We start from the raw sequence: 14,326 nt of genomic DNA, 5'->3' as shown, positions 1-14,326 counted from the left end.
AGCTCATAGGACACGAATCCCACAGTGACCATTTCAAGCCCGAGCGGCTTCACGCCGCCAAGCCTACGACCTCCCCGACCTGCGGCAATGGCTGCATGGCCAGCACATCGGGTCCTCATCATTCGCAAGGAATCGATTCAAGCGAACGGCTGGGCCGTCGATGGTGGGCCATCGAGCGCACCATCTCCTGGCTGACGGGCTTCCGCCGCCTGTCACCCCGATGCGAGCGACACCCCGGCAACTACCTGGCCTTCCTCGACCTCGCCGCCGCCCTCTGCTGCTACAAACGCCTCCTGCGCCTTTTCGAGATAGATGACACCGCGATGGCGGACTGGCTTGGCGCTGCTGATCGGCCTGATCGCTCTACTGGACACCAGAAGGTCGTTCTTTGTTGACACCTTCGCCTGCTTTTCAATCCAGTTGACACCAGCTTCGAAGATTGGCACTGCCGCGTAGGTGCTTGGCGGTTTTCTGGTGGGATGAGGCACTTCCATTCTTGATGGTCAGCTTCTTCATAACTGCACGGATGTGTCTCGTAGGCGCCTCAACCTCGCCGCGGCGGCTGTTCCGGGGCCGCCCGCGCCCGACCAGGCACCGCAGCCGGGTTGAGCTGCTTCTGCTTCACGGTGAGCTCCTGCTTGGGGCGGCGTCTGGGGCCATCCTGCGCCTGCTGAGCAGTGTGGAGATCGGGAGGGCTGCCGCGAGGCCGCTGAGGAGGATCGCGGCGAGTGCGCCGAGGATCGCGGGTTGGTCGGCGAAGGCGAGGCCGATGGCGGCCAGGGCGGGGCCGGCGTTGCGCACCGAGGCGACGCCTCCCATGGTGGTGCGGCGCGTCGTCGGTCCGGTGGCCAGCAGCGTTCCCACGGCGAAGGCGAACCCCGCGAGCAGGAAGCCCGCGAGCAGGGCGAGTGAACCGAAGAGCTCGGCGACGTCGTGCCAGTTGCCCAGCAGCATGCCCGCCAGCACGATCAGGAAGGTGATGTTGGAGACGGCGGCTGCCGTGGGGTGCCATGACTGTGCGGTGGGTTCGGCGTAGCGACGCAGGAGCAGGCCGATCGCGAACGGGACGAGTTGCAGCAGTGCCACCGTCCGCACCAGCGCGCCGACGTCGAGGGAGACCTTGGTGCCGACGTCGGCGGCGGTGAGGATGGCGTTGGCGGTGGGGGCGAAGGTGAGGCTTCCGAGGGTGGCGAGCAGTACTTGCATCGCCGCGCCCGCGACGACGTCGCCCCGCTGGACGGTCGCCAGTTTCGCACCGAAGGGGCCGCCCGGGGAGGAGGCGATCAGGACGAGGGCGATGAAGGAAGCCGAGGGGAGACCGAACAGTGCGCCGATGCCCCAGCCGAGCAGCGGGATGGCCACCATGTTGGCCATCAGCGCCAGCAACAGCAGCGGAACGTCGGCGAAGACGCCGCGCAGTGCCGGGACGGTGGCGCGCAGGCCGGCGGCGAACATGGTGGCTGCGATGAAGATGACGGTGATCGCGTTGAGCACGAGATGCAGGGTGTCCATGGCGCTTGTCCGCCCGGTCAGTCGTGGAGGTCTCCGAGCCAGCGCAGGGCGCTCAGGCTCGGCAGGAAGCAGTACTCGCCTCCCCGGGTGACTGCGAACCAGGGCAGCGGGGCCAGGCGGCGGCGCACCGGTCGTCGGGGGGTGGTGTAGCCGGCTTCCCTGTCGGCGGCGCCGACGACGGGGTCCTTCGTGTCGCCGGCCCCGAAGAAGACGCCGTCGTTCATCCACTGCGACTGAACGAACTCGAACTGCCGGCCCAGGTGAGCGCCGATGAACGCGAACATCAGGCCGCGGTCTGCTCCGTGGTCCTCCAGCACGCCTTCGGGTAGCGGCGGTCCGTAGACGGCGCCGCGCCGGATCATGCGGTGCAGCCGTACCTCCCCGGCCACCGAGGCGTCGCACGGGTTGGCCCGGCGGATGTGGCAGCTGCCGGGCATGGTGAATCCCTTCAGGTCGTCCTGCTCGTACAGGAAGGTGTTGCGGCGGTGCGGGTCGGCGCCGAGCGCGGGGTCGTCGTGCTGTGGGGCGAGCGCCAGAGGGGCCCCGCTGCGCCAGCGCCCCATGATCTTCGCCGCGATCAGCTCCTCGTCCTCCGGGCCGCCGGAGTTGTCCCTCAGATAGCGCCTGAAGGCGGCGACGTCCTGGCGGAGTTTACGGAACACCGCGTAGCTGCCGTTACGTCCCAGCACGGCCGGCTGCGGCACCTCCACACCTCCGATCTCATCGGGGTAGCCGAGGACGAACTCGCCGCTCTTCAAGGGCACTTCCAACTCATTGGACCCTGGGATGCCGCTGCCTTCGACGGCTGGATGGCTGACGCCGTCGAGGTAGCCGAAGTGTTCCTTCTCGGTGGGCAGCGCGTAGCAGTCCTGCCTCCAGATGGCCGTCGCGCCGGAGAGACGCTCGTAGGCGGGGCGGCCGCGGTCGATGGCCCCCTCCAGGCGCGGGGGGTCGGGTGCGATCGCGGTGATCACCGCATGGACGTCGCGGGTGCCGAGCGGTGCTTCCCAATGCTGTGGGCTCCTGTCGCCCTCGTCGCGCAGGGCTCGGGCGCGGGCTGCCATGCCCTGCCGGAACTCCCAGGCGAACGACTCCAGCGAGGAGCGCGGCACCCCCAGGGCCTGAAGGCCCCAGTAGGTCACGGCGACACTGACCCAGGTGTCCTCCAGGGGGCTTGAGGTGTCGGCGGCGGAGGTCGGCGCCGCGCTCGCCCGCCGCAGCAGCTCCCGGCCCTGGGTGCGGTCGTCGATGCGGAAGACCAGGTATGTCGCCGCGTACGGGGTGGGGCGTGGGCTGAGGACCCCGCGCTGGATGTCGTCGAGTTCGAGTGTGACGTGGGTGGGTGCGCTCACGTCGGCCTCCCTGCGGCATCGCTATGTAACGAGGTTGCGCCAGAAGTTCCGCAGGCTGTCGTCGGCGCCGAAGAGTGTGCTGAAGATCGTGGAGTCGGCCAGCAGAACGTCTGCCGTGCGGTCGTCGCCGGGGGGCATCCACAAGAACATGTTGAACTCGGTGTTGCCGTCCTCGGTGAACGGATGGGGTCGGGAGGTGTCGATCGGCTGCCGGGCCAGCACATGGATGGCTTTCGGCTCGTCGGTCGTCACCGCGTAGTGCGGCAGGTGCATGTGGAAGTTGAAGTTCGTGACCCCGTTCAGCCATCCCTTCTCGTCCAGGTCCGGGACGGTCGACAAAGGAGCGATCCGGTTGTCCTCACCGGTGGCGGGGCGCAGCCCGTACCGGTTGATGACCGGCACGCCCAGGCCGTTCGTAAGGTCCCTGACGTAGGTGGCGAACCGCTGCTGGCGAGGCACCAGGGGATCACCGTGGTGGCGGTACTCCACCTCCCGCACGGACACATCGTCCGACGCGCCCACGTCGTGGTGGGGTCCCAGGACGAGGCGGGCGTAGTCCCGGGCGAGGAAGGCCCGCAGCGCGTCGATCTCCCCCGGCTCGGCTTCCTGTCCCGTGATCATGTGGTCCAGTCCGAAGACGAACAGGACGTCCGCGTCGTCGAGCACCCGCTCATCGAGCGGCGTGAAGAAGCCCGCCTGGTCGATGCGCTGGTACAGCGGGACCGGATGCCCGGTCACCTCCTCGATGAAGTCCTGGAACGGCACCCAGGCCCAGAAGAACAACTCAAGCGACCCCGCGATGCCCTGCTGGAACCGATAGGGGTCCGACCACTTCGGGTCCTCATACGCGGGCCAGGCCGCCCGCCTGACCTCGGTCATCGTGGAGAAGCGGTTGTCCAGCTCGGCCGCGTTGCGACCGGCCTCGGCGGGATAGCTCCACGACACGTAGATACTCACGCGCCGTCCGGCAGGGGTGTACTTCCGAGGGATGTGCCTCTGGTTGTAGATCCGCGCTGTTTTGGCCTCGCTCATCGCCCAGCCCTCACTGCAACTGGTCCAGCATCTCCGACAGGGCGCCCTTGATCCGCAGGGCCTTCTTGATCTCGTCCGCCGTCACATACGGATACTCTCCGTACTCGATGAAGCTCGGACAGTGGTGCTCCCGCACGAAGCGCACGAACGCTTCGGGGTTGGTCCGCCAGTCCTCGGGAAACCCTTCGAGGTTCTCGAAGGCGGTGCTCACACCTGCCTTGCTGAACAACGCGACGGCGTCCTCGGTGTACTTGTCGAAGTCGGTGTCGAAGATCCCCTGGTACATGAAGCGGGTGTCATCGTCGAACAGGACCCAGCGCAGGTAGTGCAGCTTCAATGGCGCGAGAAGGTACGGATCCTGCTCCAGCGCCTTGGCCAGCGCATGGCCGTGCTCCCGCATCGCGTCGGCTCGGCCCGGCTTGACGTTCGCGACGATGGTGAACCCGTAGCAGGCCGGAGTTCTCGGGAAGACGGGGCCGTACTTTCCTTGTTCCAGGTGGTCGGTCTCCTTGGGGAGGACGACTGCCTGCGGCTTGATCTCCATGTCCGCTCCTCGGCATTCCCCAGGGCCGGTACTCACCTACAGCGTGGCACCGGACGGCGGGGCTCGCCCGCTGAGCGGGCGGGGGCTGAGGGCCCGTTCCCGGCCACTGAAGGCGGGCGGCTTGCGCGGTGCGGACCACCGGCACAGACGGCTGATCAATGCTTCGGATCACGACGATGCCGGTTCCCTGTTCCGTTCGTACTGGGGCCTGAAGACCCAGCCGATCACCGGCCACAGGCGCCCTCACCCCGAGTGGCAGTTACTGATCTCTTCGGGTTGTTGTCGGCAGCGGGGTGAGTGCGAGTCCGGTGCCGGTGAGGCAGCCGTCGATCAGGTCGGGGCGGAGCTGGATGTGGCGCAGACCTCGGCGGAGGGTGCGTTCGAGGTGCTCGTCGTCGGTGAAGGCGGTGTTGGCCAGCGGGCCGCGCCGTAACAGCGACCAGATGCCCTCGACCGGGTTCAAGTCGGGTGCATATGAGGGCAGTTGAACGATGGTGAGCCAGTCGTGTGCGGCGGCGTACTCACGCATCCCGGCAGCCCGGTGGGTGTTGAGATTATCCCAGATCAGCACGATGGGAGCCTGGAGCTGGATGTGGGCGCGCACGACCAGGTCGCGGTAATCGCTCCAGGCGAAGGTGTCGCGTCCTTTGCCCCGGTGCTTGCGGTGGCGGCGCGGCCGGTAGATCAGCCGGGAGGTCTCGCCGGGCTTGTAGCAGCACATCGCCGCGATCGACCAGCGGCGCCAGGAACGACCGCGTACCCGCACCACCGGCGTGTGCCCACGCCGGCCCCAGGTGCGGGCGCGCGGTGGCGTCATCGAGAACCCGGCCTCGTCCTCGAAGACGATGTACGCGCCCAGCGCCGCCGCAGTCATTCCGCCTGCGGCCACACATCCTTCTTCCACAGGCCCACCGCCTGCTCGTCGCGCTCGAGGGCTCTGCGGGCAGGACACTGCCAGGACCAGCCGTGCCGGTGCAGCAGCCGCCACACCGCCGCCGAGGAGCAGTCCAGCCTGAACTTCCTGGCGATCAGCACCCTGATCCGGGCCAAGGTCCACCGCTGGTCCTCCCAGCCGTGCACGGCCGGCCCCACCGCCAACTCTTGCTCCAGCTCGGCGAACTGGCCATCGGACAACTTGGGCAGTTTCGGCGGTCCCGCAGAGGCGAGCGCGTCCATCCCGCCCTCCCGCCAGGCACGGCGCCAGCGTTCCACCGAACGCTCACTGACCCGCAGATCCTTCGCGATCACTGCGGTTCTCTCACCGCGAGTGAACCGCTCACCGGCCTCGTACCGGATCCGCTCGCGAAAGTGCCGCCGCTCCGCGGTCAGCCCACCACCCTGCGCATACCGCATACCACCGGCCTACCGCAGGGATCACCACACGTCACCACCCCCGACAACAACCCGAAGAGATCAGTAACTCGAAAAGTCGCACCTCCTCAGGCTGACTTTGTAGGACACGGCGTAAGGCCAGACGTATCTGCGTTCGATCATGGAAGGTGGGTGCGTGATCATGTGGACCGTGACCTCTGTTGTTCTGTTGCAGCGAAGCTTGAGTGTTCTCACCGAAGGCTGAGCACCACGCCACAGCAGCCCGCAGGTCGACAAAGGGCGGTCCCGGGCATGGTGGTGTCTCCTTCGGAGTGCGAGGCCGGTATGCCTGATCTGGAGTTGAAGTTGTCGTTACGGCAGCTTCTACCGTTCTGATCAGGGCCGGAGAGACCGGACCGGCGACACATGTGCGAGGAGACGGGAATGGACTGGCCGATCGCGGAGGTCGCCCGGATGTCCGGCGTGATCGCCCGGACTTTGCGGCACTACGACGAGATCGGCCTGCTTCCGCCCGCTCGGATAGGGGCCAATGGCCACCGCTACTACACAGAGCCCCAACTGCTGATGTTGCAGCAGATCTTGGTCCTGCGGGCGCTGGGCCTGGGGTTGCCGGAGATCGGCCGGGTCCTGGCCGATCAGGTCGACGAGGTGGAGGCCCTGCGCGGTCACCACCGGCGGCTGCTCGCCGAACGTGACCGGCTCGACGCCCTGGCCGACACCGTCTCGCGCACGATCGCCGAACTGGAGCAGTCCAGGAAGGACGGCATACCTATGACCATCAACCGACCGGAGAACCTGTTCGAGGGCGTGGTGCCCTCCCAGTACCAGGAGAGCCTGCGCGACATTCCCGAGCACGCCGAAGCCGTCGCTCGCCACGTTGCCGGGATGAGCCTGCGCGATATCGAGGCCGGGCAGCGCGAGCGCACCGCGGATGATCCGGCTGGCCGAGCTGATGGCCGCCGGCCATCCGGCCGATGCCGAGCCCGTGCAGGCCGAGATTGACGCCCAGTACCAGACCCTGACCGCGCTGCGAGCTGTCTCCACCGACGAATACCGGGCCATGGGGCGCTCCTGCGTGGACAACGACGCCTGGCGCAGCGCGTACGAGGCCATCGCACCGGGCCTCGCCGCATACCAGCGCGACGCCATCGACGCCTACGCACGGCTCGGCTGACCAAAACAGCACGGCGGGCACCGAGCCCGGATCCAGCCTTCTTCGGTCCCGCGTGCCGCCGACAGCACCTCGCCTCCCCTCAGTTGGGAGTAGGGCGAGGTGCTGTCCATGCTGGCGAGAGGCTGGCTCCCCCTGTTCGGTAGACCCTCCGACCTGCGCACTTCACCTTCGATGAAAAGAAGACCACCGACCAGCCTTCGCTGAGAACGCTCAGCCTTCGCTGTGGGGGAACATCTGTGACTTCGTCCGAGCCCGTCGCTGCCGAGAGCGATTGGAGCAAGGCGTGGTACCGGTTTGTGTCGCGTGGAGGCTGTCTTCCCTATGACACTGAGGGGCTGTGGGCCACCCGGCTGAGCAGTGGTACCGCCCGCGTGGTGAACGTCCCCTTTTTGTAAGAGGGGTGGCCGAGGGCGAGATCGTGCGGTTCGTGACGGACGCCGACGGCCTCCACTGGCGGAGGAGCGAGTGGAGGCGTCGGGTAACTGCACCATTGGGGCCCTGCCCGTTCCCTCCGGTCCGCTGGACCAGGCGACGAGGTGCGGGTCCTCAGTCAACTGCGGCCAGTGGCCGGCAGTAGTGGTGCCGAGTCTCGGGTGGTACCGCCGTAACGGCTCCAGCAAGGAGCGTGGCTGATACCTGTGGGTGGTTCCGCTGCACGGCCCTGGTGGCCGCAGCTCAGCTGCCTCCGTACCTTCATGGTCAGCGAACCGTGATCGCAACGTCCGTTCGTCGGCTGAGGTCAACAGTACGACGTGGTCGTAGAAGACCGACTCGGCGGAACTGGTGATCTTGTTCCAGTGCTCGGGGAGCGCGGACCGTATTGCGCCGATCTTGCGGATCGGTTCCAGCTAAAAGTCCCTCAGCACCGTGCCGACGCAGCGGCGGCGATGGTGGATTCGGTGTCGCCCGGGGAGTCGGAAGCCTCGAAGCTGAAGCCGATGTGGGCGCGTCGCCAGGGGCGGCTGCGGCCCGTGCCCCCTCCTGCTTCCTCGACGAAGCCGTACTTGGCCAGGGTGCACAGGTGGAAGGCGTAGTTCGTCGGGGATTCTCCCACCATCTGGGCAGCCTCGGTCGCGGTCAACGGCTCGCGCCGTCCCAGGGCCTCAAGCAAAGCGAGGCGAGTGGGGTGCGCGACGGTCCGCATGGCCTTGGGGTCAGTGAGCTTGCGGTGCTCGCGTGGAGGAGCACCCTCGAAAAGGGGCGGTCAGCGGTGCTGTCACCGCCCCGGCAGGAGTCGACAACGATCTGGCCGTCCTTCAGGGACCAGAACACGTACTCATGCGCTGTGAACGACGTTGTCTTGGGGTGTCGCCGGGATCGGGGTGTCCGATGGGCGGCGGCCCCATGCCGAGATGGTCATTTGAGGGATGTCGATGAATGCCGGGTCCTTGAGCAGTTCGTCGAATGCGGTGAGGTCTGTTTCGGTGATGAGGCCGCTGGCCAGGAGAGTGGGGGCCGCCCGGTGGATGAGCGGGCGCCAGCGGTCCTTTTCGAGTCCGCCCATGCAACCGAGGTTCCCGGCGTATGCCACTTCGGTCAGTGCGTTGCGGGCCAGGAGGGCGGGCAGGCCGCGGGCCCACGTCATGTCGGCGCCGTGTTCTCGGTAGGTGTGCTGGTAGGCGGTGAGGATGCGCTGGACCAGGGGGAAGGGCGAGTGGGCGGCCGGCAGGTCGTAGGGCTCTTCGACGATGAGCCAGCCGCCGGGGGAGAGCCAGCCGGCGGCTCGTGTGATCATCTCGTCTCGGTCGGGGAGGTGGCAGAACAGGTAGCGGGCGTGGATGAGGTCGAAGGTGCCCGGCGCGTAGTCCTTATGCGTGACGTCGGCTTCCTGGATCTCCAGATTGGTGGCGCGGCCGGCGTCGAGGTGGCGGGTGTCGAGGTCGACGGCGACCACGCGCCCGCCCGGACAGCGTGCGGCGAGCCAGTAGGCGATGGAGCCGGCGCCTGCACCCAGTTCCAGGCAGTTCCAGGACCTCTGCATGGGAAGGCCGTCGAGGATGTTGGTGGTGAACGAGTCGACGCTGCGCTGGATGGACTTTAAGCGGTCACCTTCGTGGGCGGCGCCGTTGCTCAGCATGCCGGTGCTGTAAGAACTGGTCGGCGCGGGCTGCTGGGTCATGAGTTTCGCCTGTTCGTGGGGGTGGGCAGGGTGGCCGGGATATGGGAAGACTGCGGTGCGGGCGTGGCGGGATCGGACGCGGTGGGTGGCGGGGCGAAGGACCGTATGGCGGGGAGTCTGCGGGCTCGCAGGACGGCGAGCAGGAAGTCGATCTCGCCACGGAGACAGTCGTGGTTTGCGGTGACGAGCGGGTTTGGCCGGGGTGTGGCCGCGGCTGCCTTGGCCTGGACGGCGGCGTGTAGCCAGCATGCGGTGAACGCCGGCTCGCTCTGTCCGTCGGGCAGGGGATGCGAGGTGATGTGGCGGCGGGCGCGCTCCATCGTCTCGGGCGTCACGTAGTCCTGCAGGACGAGCAGGGCGTCACGGATCTCGATGACCTGGCGGTACAGCCGGAGGTGGATCGAGTGCGGGCTGCCGAGCACTACGCGGATCCGGTTGCGGGGTGTGTCCAGGGCGACGTGAGGGACGGCGTCCACGAGATCGCGCCACAGCGGATGCAGGCGCCACATGGTCCTCGCATCGCAGGCTGTGCGGTAGGCGGTGAGAGCGAGTGGCAGGCCGACTCCGGCGGTCATCAGCCAGGCGGTGAGGCCGACGTTGCCGGGGAACAGCGCGCCCAGCCAGGCAAGGCGGGTGAGGAGGAAGGCCAGTACGACGCACCAGAACACGCTGGACGAGGTGAAGCCGGCGGCGAGCAGGAGAAGTCCGGCGCGCAACGGCCGGTCGTCATGGACCTGGTGGCCGCAGCGCGCAAGCAGCACGGCGCAGGGGATCGTGCCGACGAGGTGGGCGGTGACCAGCAGCCACCAGAACGGGCTGTACCAGGGAACGACCTCGGAAGTGACACAACCGGCATGCGGGTCGATTGTGTAGTTCAGCAGGATCAGTCCGGCGATGGTTACGATCATTGGACCGTAGATCAGCCAGGGACGACGCCGCGACATAGCCGCGAGGACGAAGTCGAGGATGAGGGCCGAGCTGAGGACGCCCCACGCGTTCATGAACAGGCCGCAGCTTTGGGCGAAGGTGAAGGTGTGGTTCAGGACTGCCGTGACCGGATCGAGATAGACAGTGATCGACCCCGCGAGGCCGCTCACGGAGAGCAGTAGCATCTTCTGCTGGTGAGAGCGGCGGGCTGAGGGCAGCCGGAGGAAGATCACCAACCATAGCGCCAGTGCACCCAGGAGTTCCGAGTCGGACCCCAGTTCCTGGAGGCTTCGTAGGTTCATGGCCTCTACCCGCGGATCCCGAGGGCGGCTTCGAGTACGCCGCGCACCCCTGTCGATGGTGAGGGGGCGCGCGTCCTTGCGGTGGCGTGGATGAGGCTTGCGACGAGTTCGGCTTCCTGCTCCTGCCCGGTGGTGTAGTTGGTACGTGTCAGAAGGCGCTTGATCAGGTCGGGACTGATGCTTGGCAGCAGCGTGGTGAGCGCGCCGAGGCTCTCCTGGTCACTGAAGCGGTGATCCCACAGGATGTGCGCGACCTCGTGGAGAATGATGTGTTCCTGATGGAACCTGGTCGTCTTCTCCTCGACGTAGATGGTGTCGTGAGTGCTGGTGGCGATCCACAGCCCGCAGGCGCTGATGGCTGAGCCGATCGGTACCGTGTGGATGTGGATCGGCCGGCCTCGCTGCACGGATAACTGGTGAACGAGAGCGTCGATGGAGAAAGGGCTGGGAAGGTCGAGCGCACTGACAAGCGCCTCGCACCGTTTGCGAACTTGCCGTGTAGTCATCCTGTTGCCCTGCTCTTCGACTGGACACCGATGGAAGCCGACGTCATGAACGCGGCAGATCGCCACATCTCTCGGCCCTTCGCAGGGCTGATCCTGGCGGCGGTTGCCCGACTCGGTTGGGTTGGAGCCTGCCCGGGGGCAAGGGACCCTGGGGCGTGGTGTCGGTGTCACGTGTTGGTGGGAGGTAGAGGACCGGATGCGTGCCGTTCCTCACCGCTGGTCGGCGGTGCGCCACGCAGCGAATCACGGGCTTGGGCCGCAGCGTCGATGATCCCTGTGAGGAGCCTCGCGACCTGGTCGGTGGACGTGGCGACAGGCGTCGCGTGCGACGAGCGCAAGGCAAGACCCTGGGCTCTGCTCTTCTGCAACTCCCTGATGAACTCCAGCTCTTTGTTGACCTGCTGAAAGACCTGGTCGTCGAGGAAGTACGCACAGCGGTGAATGCCGAGGCTGTGAGCCAGCTTCACCAGGGTCTCGATGGTGAGGTTGGCGCCTTCGTCGGACTCGACGGCCGCCAAGGTGCGTTTGGAGACCCCGGCAAGATCCGCGAGTTTGGCCAGGCTGAACGGTCCCTCGGGGTGGTGCCGACGGATGTAGCGAAGTCGCGCGGCGATGTCGGCCTTCGTCGCGTGGACATGGTCATCCAAGGTCGACGGCGCGGACGTATCGGTTGCGTACTGCTTCTCCATCGCCCACCTCCTTGGTGCGCCATACTGCTCCAAGTGGGCAACATGTTGCAACCACGTGCCGAGGGGGCCTATGGTCCTCGGTATGCAGAGCCGGGGGCTCACGAGAGGGTGATGGTACGTGCTGACGCAACATCAGCAGGGTGTACGCCTGGGCCCTCTGACTTGGTGTTACAAGCACCTACCGGCACGACGCGACGCATTCCGGAGGGCACCGGCTGGCGCTGGCTGCCATGGCTTGTCGGCGTGCCACTCACGTGTGCTGGGTGACGCCTGGCCTGCCACCAGTAGCCCCTCTGAATCGAGGCCTGCTGCACGTGGCCCGGCGCCCTGCGACGGATCAACGGTCAGACGGCCCGAAGGGGGCGACATGGTTTGTAGCCACTACAGAGAACGCCTCAGCCCGGTGCCCGACAACCGGCCCTCTGCGCTCTGGGGGACCGTGATGAGTTAGCTCTGAGGCGGCTCTAGGACGGGTCCGCTGTACGGGAACGCCCGGTCGCTTGATGATGCCTTTCATCTACGGCCGAGAGCCCTCTCACCGCGTGGCCTGCCCGGCCACCTGCGAGAGCGCTGTCCCCTCCGGTTGCCTCTGGAGCGGGACAGCGTGAAAGTCGGGTTTTTGCCAGAGTCCGGAAGCCAGAAGGCTACGTCTGTACCAGTGCAGCCACACAAAAGGCTTTCGCCTTCATGCTGCCTCGTGTCGTCCCAGGCGTGATCGGAACCTGTCGGGTACTCCATTTATTCTGCCGCAATACCTGGGCATCATGACGATGTCATCGGGGGCTTACCACACCTCGTCAGGCCCAGACGTTGAGCGAATTTGCCAGCGCGTCAAAGTGCCGTGAGGCCTGGTGATGTTGGCCTATTATCCCGATGCCGCTCTGAGCGCGTACGTGAAGATCAAGGCGTTTGCACTGCGAACAAACTGCCCCACGACAGCGGCAATGCTCGCCTGTTATCTCGGCTTGTCCATGGCCGCAGTGGAACGGGGAACAGCCCAACTGCGCAGGCCTGCGCCTGATGAGGTGGTGGAGATTCCGGAAAGCAACCTCGCACCGCGTCAACTGGGCGCTGATGTCGTCCTCGCCTTGTCCCAGGACAGCGCGTTCCACTGAGCTGGGTGACCTTGCCGGGTTTTTGCATCGCCACCGAGGCCGGAGCGCCGGTCAGCCCATCACCGCCGCTGCCGCCGCCACAGCGGTCGACGAATTGGAGGCGGCCGAGCGGGTGAGCGTGCAAGGCCGCGCTGCAGTACGAGGGTGACACCAGTTCCTCGTCCAGCACCTTCCTCCCGTCACCTTGGCTGCCCAGCAGCAGGCTTGCGCCGGACACCGCACGGCGGCCCCGAAGGCCAGCGCATCGCCGCCACCGCGCCCAGGGACGAGCTGGAGAGCCGCGTGATGGCTCAGGAGGTCCTAAAGGCGCAGCGCAGCCAACGTTGCCGGTGGGTGGCGCTGCACGCCGTACGCGGCGCGGCGTCGCCTCGTAGCAGACGGGGGACCGCGAGCTGGGGATGACCGCGTCGGTCATCTACCGCTATTCCCCCGACCACCGCGCCTTGGTCCAGGCCGTCATCGCCGACCTTTATCAGGACCTGGCCGTCACCCTGGAAGCCGCGCGCGACGAGCACCCGGGGACGCCGACCGCCCGGAAGTCGGCGGTGGCCGCCCGCGAGCTGCGGCCGTGTGCCCTGTCGCGCCGCCGAGAGTTCAGCCTTCTGTTCGGCAAGGTCACCGCGGACGAAGGCACCGCCCCCGACGCCCCCTCGCGTGACGCGACTTGGCGCTTCGGCCAGGGATTCGTCACCCTCATGCCGCAGTTGTGGCGCGAGGGGACGATCCCACTGCCTGCCTACGGACAGGCCGAGGCCGCCGGGCTGCGGTAACCCGAGCAAGCAGACGCTGCGCGAAGCCCTGGCTATGTCTGGGGCCCGCATGAGCCGACGGCCGGCAGCTTCAGGCGACACGCGGATCCCCGCCTGCAGGCGTCAACGGCAAGTGGAGTGAATTCCACCACTGCGGCCGGGCGTTGGCCTTGCTGCCACCTCCCGCACCGGGATGATCCTGCGCGCCTGGGCGTGCAGCACGGTGGTGACACGATCGCTGGTTCCCAGCTTTCGATAGATGTTCTCGGTGTGCTTCTGCACGGTACGCACGGAGATGCCGAGGCGGCGGCTGATAGCGGTGGCGGTGAGCGCGTCGGCAAGCAAGGCCAGCACATCGGTCTCACGGGGCGTCAATCCGCTCTCGGCGGCCCCTTCCGCCGGATCGGGGCCGGCCTGACCGCTGGGCGCCTTCGCCGTGGAGGCGCGGTAGTTGCGCAGCAGGGCGGCCTGTCGGTCGACACCGGCGAGCAGCGGCTGTATGCGCCGGGCGAAGGCCAGGTGCTCGTCGGTGAAGCCGCTGCCGGTCCGATGGACCAGGCACCCCCGGAAGGGTTCGGAGGCGTCGGGCAGCGGAACGCCCAGAATGTGATCCGACGCCAGGGCCTCTCGCTTGCGCTGCGCCATAACGCTGTCACGCCATTCCGCTTCGCCGACGACTTGGGAAGCGGTTACTGGCGTCCGGTCGTTGGACGTCGCGTAGTAGCCCGTCAGCGGCTTACAGTGACGAATTAATTGCTGTGCGTGTTCCCCGACTTGGCTGCGGACCGTTCCGTCCGGTAGCCAGACGTGCACCGCATCTTCACAACCGACCCAGTCGCGGGACACGAAGACGAGGAACTCCGCACCGCAAACACGGAGTATCTCGACTGCGAGTGGTGACCACAATTGCTCCGGGTCCTGCTCGTGAAGCGCGGCCACTGCAAGGTCAAGTATACGATCGAGGTCGCGTACA

At 66.9% G+C, this 14,326-nt stretch carries 13 protein-coding genes and 4 pseudogenes; 5 read left to right on the top strand and 12 right to left on the bottom strand.

Features of this window, described 5'->3' with window-relative positions; translation table 11 throughout:
* Positions 1-29 precede the first annotated feature (29 nt).
* Positions 30-302, top strand: a pseudogene (locus tag BFF78_RS49930) (IS5/IS1182 family transposase); the annotation flags it as partial.
* Here the strand turns inward: BFF78_RS49930 and BFF78_RS45910 are convergent.
* The 6 genes from BFF78_RS45910 to BFF78_RS50440 all read right to left on the bottom strand — a co-directional run bounded on the left by BFF78_RS45910 (position 213) and on the right by BFF78_RS50440 (position 5,793).
* Complete coding sequence (locus BFF78_RS45910; protein ID WP_159032909.1) at positions 213-446, bottom strand: hypothetical protein; 234 nt, start codon at positions 444-446, stop codon at positions 213-215. The pseudogene BFF78_RS49930 and the gene BFF78_RS45910 sit on opposite strands and share 90 nt — an antisense overlap.
* Before the next feature lie 175 nt (positions 447-621).
* On the bottom strand, positions 622-1,512 hold the full coding sequence (locus BFF78_RS00855; RefSeq protein WP_069776483.1) for a bile acid:sodium symporter family protein: 891 nt from the start codon (positions 1,510-1,512) through the stop codon (positions 622-624).
* Between the two features lie 17 nt (positions 1,513-1,529).
* Positions 1,530-2,864: a Dyp-type peroxidase gene (locus BFF78_RS00850; RefSeq protein ID WP_069776482.1), complete on the bottom strand. Its 1,335-nt coding sequence runs from the start codon at positions 2,862-2,864 to the stop codon at positions 1,530-1,532.
* A 21-nt stretch (positions 2,865-2,885) separates the two neighbouring features.
* Positions 2,886-3,821, bottom strand: a complete 936-nt coding sequence (locus BFF78_RS00845; RefSeq protein ID WP_227025658.1) for a hypothetical protein — start codon at positions 3,819-3,821, stop codon at positions 2,886-2,888.
* Between the two features lie 85 nt (positions 3,822-3,906).
* Positions 3,907-4,440: a hypothetical protein gene (locus tag BFF78_RS00840; protein ID WP_069776481.1), complete on the bottom strand. Its 534-nt coding sequence runs from the start codon at positions 4,438-4,440 to the stop codon at positions 3,907-3,909.
* A gap of 259 nt (positions 4,441-4,699) precedes the next feature.
* A protein-coding gene (locus BFF78_RS50440; RefSeq protein ID WP_472573250.1) for an IS630 family transposase occupies positions 4,700-5,793 on the bottom strand; the annotation gives its coding sequence in 2 pieces (ribosomal slippage) (positions 4,700-5,329 and positions 5,332-5,793; 1,092 coding nt in all).
* 402 nt (positions 5,794-6,195) lie between these two features.
* On the opposite strand from BFF78_RS50440, the pseudogene BFF78_RS00825 reads away from it, so the two are divergent.
* Positions 6,196-6,946 (top strand): annotated as a pseudogene (locus BFF78_RS00825) (MerR family transcriptional regulator).
* Between the two features lie 236 nt (positions 6,947-7,182).
* A pseudogene (locus BFF78_RS47615) lies at positions 7,183-7,483 on the top strand (DUF4265 domain-containing protein); the annotation flags it as partial.
* 322 nt (positions 7,484-7,805) lie between these two features.
* Here the strand turns inward: BFF78_RS47615 and BFF78_RS00820 are convergent.
* The 5 genes and pseudogenes from BFF78_RS00820 to BFF78_RS00800 all read right to left on the bottom strand — a co-directional run.
* A pseudogene (locus BFF78_RS00820) lies at positions 7,806-8,108 on the bottom strand (winged helix-turn-helix domain-containing protein); the annotation flags it as partial.
* A 114-nt stretch (positions 8,109-8,222) separates the two neighbouring features.
* A complete protein-coding gene (locus BFF78_RS00815; protein ID WP_227025657.1) occupies positions 8,223-9,065 on the bottom strand; it encodes a class I SAM-dependent methyltransferase in 843 nt (280 codons plus the stop codon).
* Positions 9,062-10,294, bottom strand: a complete 1,233-nt coding sequence (locus BFF78_RS00810) for an MAB_1171c family putative transporter (RefSeq protein WP_227025656.1) — start codon at positions 10,292-10,294, stop codon at positions 9,062-9,064. The genes BFF78_RS00815 and BFF78_RS00810 overlap by 4 nt, the downstream gene beginning before the upstream one ends.
* Before the next feature lie 5 nt (positions 10,295-10,299).
* Positions 10,300-10,701, bottom strand: a complete 402-nt coding sequence (locus tag BFF78_RS00805; RefSeq protein WP_227025655.1) for a hypothetical protein — start codon at positions 10,699-10,701, stop codon at positions 10,300-10,302.
* 266 nt (positions 10,702-10,967) lie between these two features.
* Entirely contained in the window at positions 10,968-11,489 is a 522-nt protein-coding gene (locus BFF78_RS00800; RefSeq protein ID WP_069776477.1) for a helix-turn-helix domain-containing protein, read from the bottom strand.
* Between the two features lie 851 nt (positions 11,490-12,340).
* Between BFF78_RS00800 and BFF78_RS45905 the strand changes: the two genes are divergently transcribed.
* A complete protein-coding gene (locus BFF78_RS45905; protein WP_159032908.1) occupies positions 12,341-12,604 on the top strand; it encodes a hypothetical protein in 264 nt (87 codons plus the stop codon).
* 398 nt (positions 12,605-13,002) lie between these two features.
* Positions 13,003-13,374 carry a hypothetical protein gene (locus BFF78_RS00795; protein WP_069776476.1) on the top strand — a complete coding sequence of 124 codons (372 nt, stop codon included), beginning with the start codon at positions 13,003-13,005 and terminating at the stop codon, positions 13,372-13,374.
* 102 nt (positions 13,375-13,476) lie between these two features.
* Here the strand turns inward: BFF78_RS00795 and BFF78_RS00790 are convergent, their stop codons facing one another.
* Positions 13,477-14,292 (bottom strand): helix-turn-helix transcriptional regulator, encoded by an 816-nt coding sequence (locus BFF78_RS00790; protein ID WP_227025654.1) that lies wholly within the window; start codon positions 14,290-14,292, stop codon positions 13,477-13,479.
* Positions 14,293-14,326: the final 34 nt, after the last annotated feature.

Source organism: Streptomyces fodineus (assembly GCF_001735805.1).
GTDB lineage: Bacteria > Actinomycetota > Actinomycetes > Streptomycetales > Streptomycetaceae > Streptomyces > Streptomyces fodineus.
Note: the sequence above shows the minus strand (reverse complement) of the source record. Positions and strands in the feature narration are given on the sequence as shown.

What these genes read in the sequence shown, in the direction of transcription:
- BFF78_RS00855 (WP_069776483.1), bottom strand. Translation starts at nt 1,512, where the DNA reads ATGGACACCCTGCATCTCGTGCTCAACGCGATCACCGTCATCTTCATC.
- BFF78_RS00800 (WP_069776477.1), bottom strand. Translation starts at nt 11,489, where the DNA reads ATGGAGAAGCAGTACGCAACCGATACGTCCGCGCCGTCGACCTTGGAT.
- BFF78_RS00815 (WP_227025657.1), bottom strand. Translation starts at nt 9,065, where the DNA reads ATGACCCAGCAGCCCGCGCCGACCAGTTCTTACAGCACCGGCATGCTG.
- BFF78_RS00810 (WP_227025656.1), bottom strand. Translation starts at nt 10,294, where the DNA reads ATGAACCTACGAAGCCTCCAGGAACTGGGGTCCGACTCGGAACTCCTG.
- BFF78_RS00840 (WP_069776481.1), bottom strand. Translation starts at nt 4,440, where the DNA reads ATGGAGATCAAGCCGCAGGCAGTCGTCCTCCCCAAGGAGACCGACCAC.
- BFF78_RS00795 (WP_069776476.1), top strand. Translation starts at nt 13,003, where the DNA reads ATGACCGCGTCGGTCATCTACCGCTATTCCCCCGACCACCGCGCCTTG.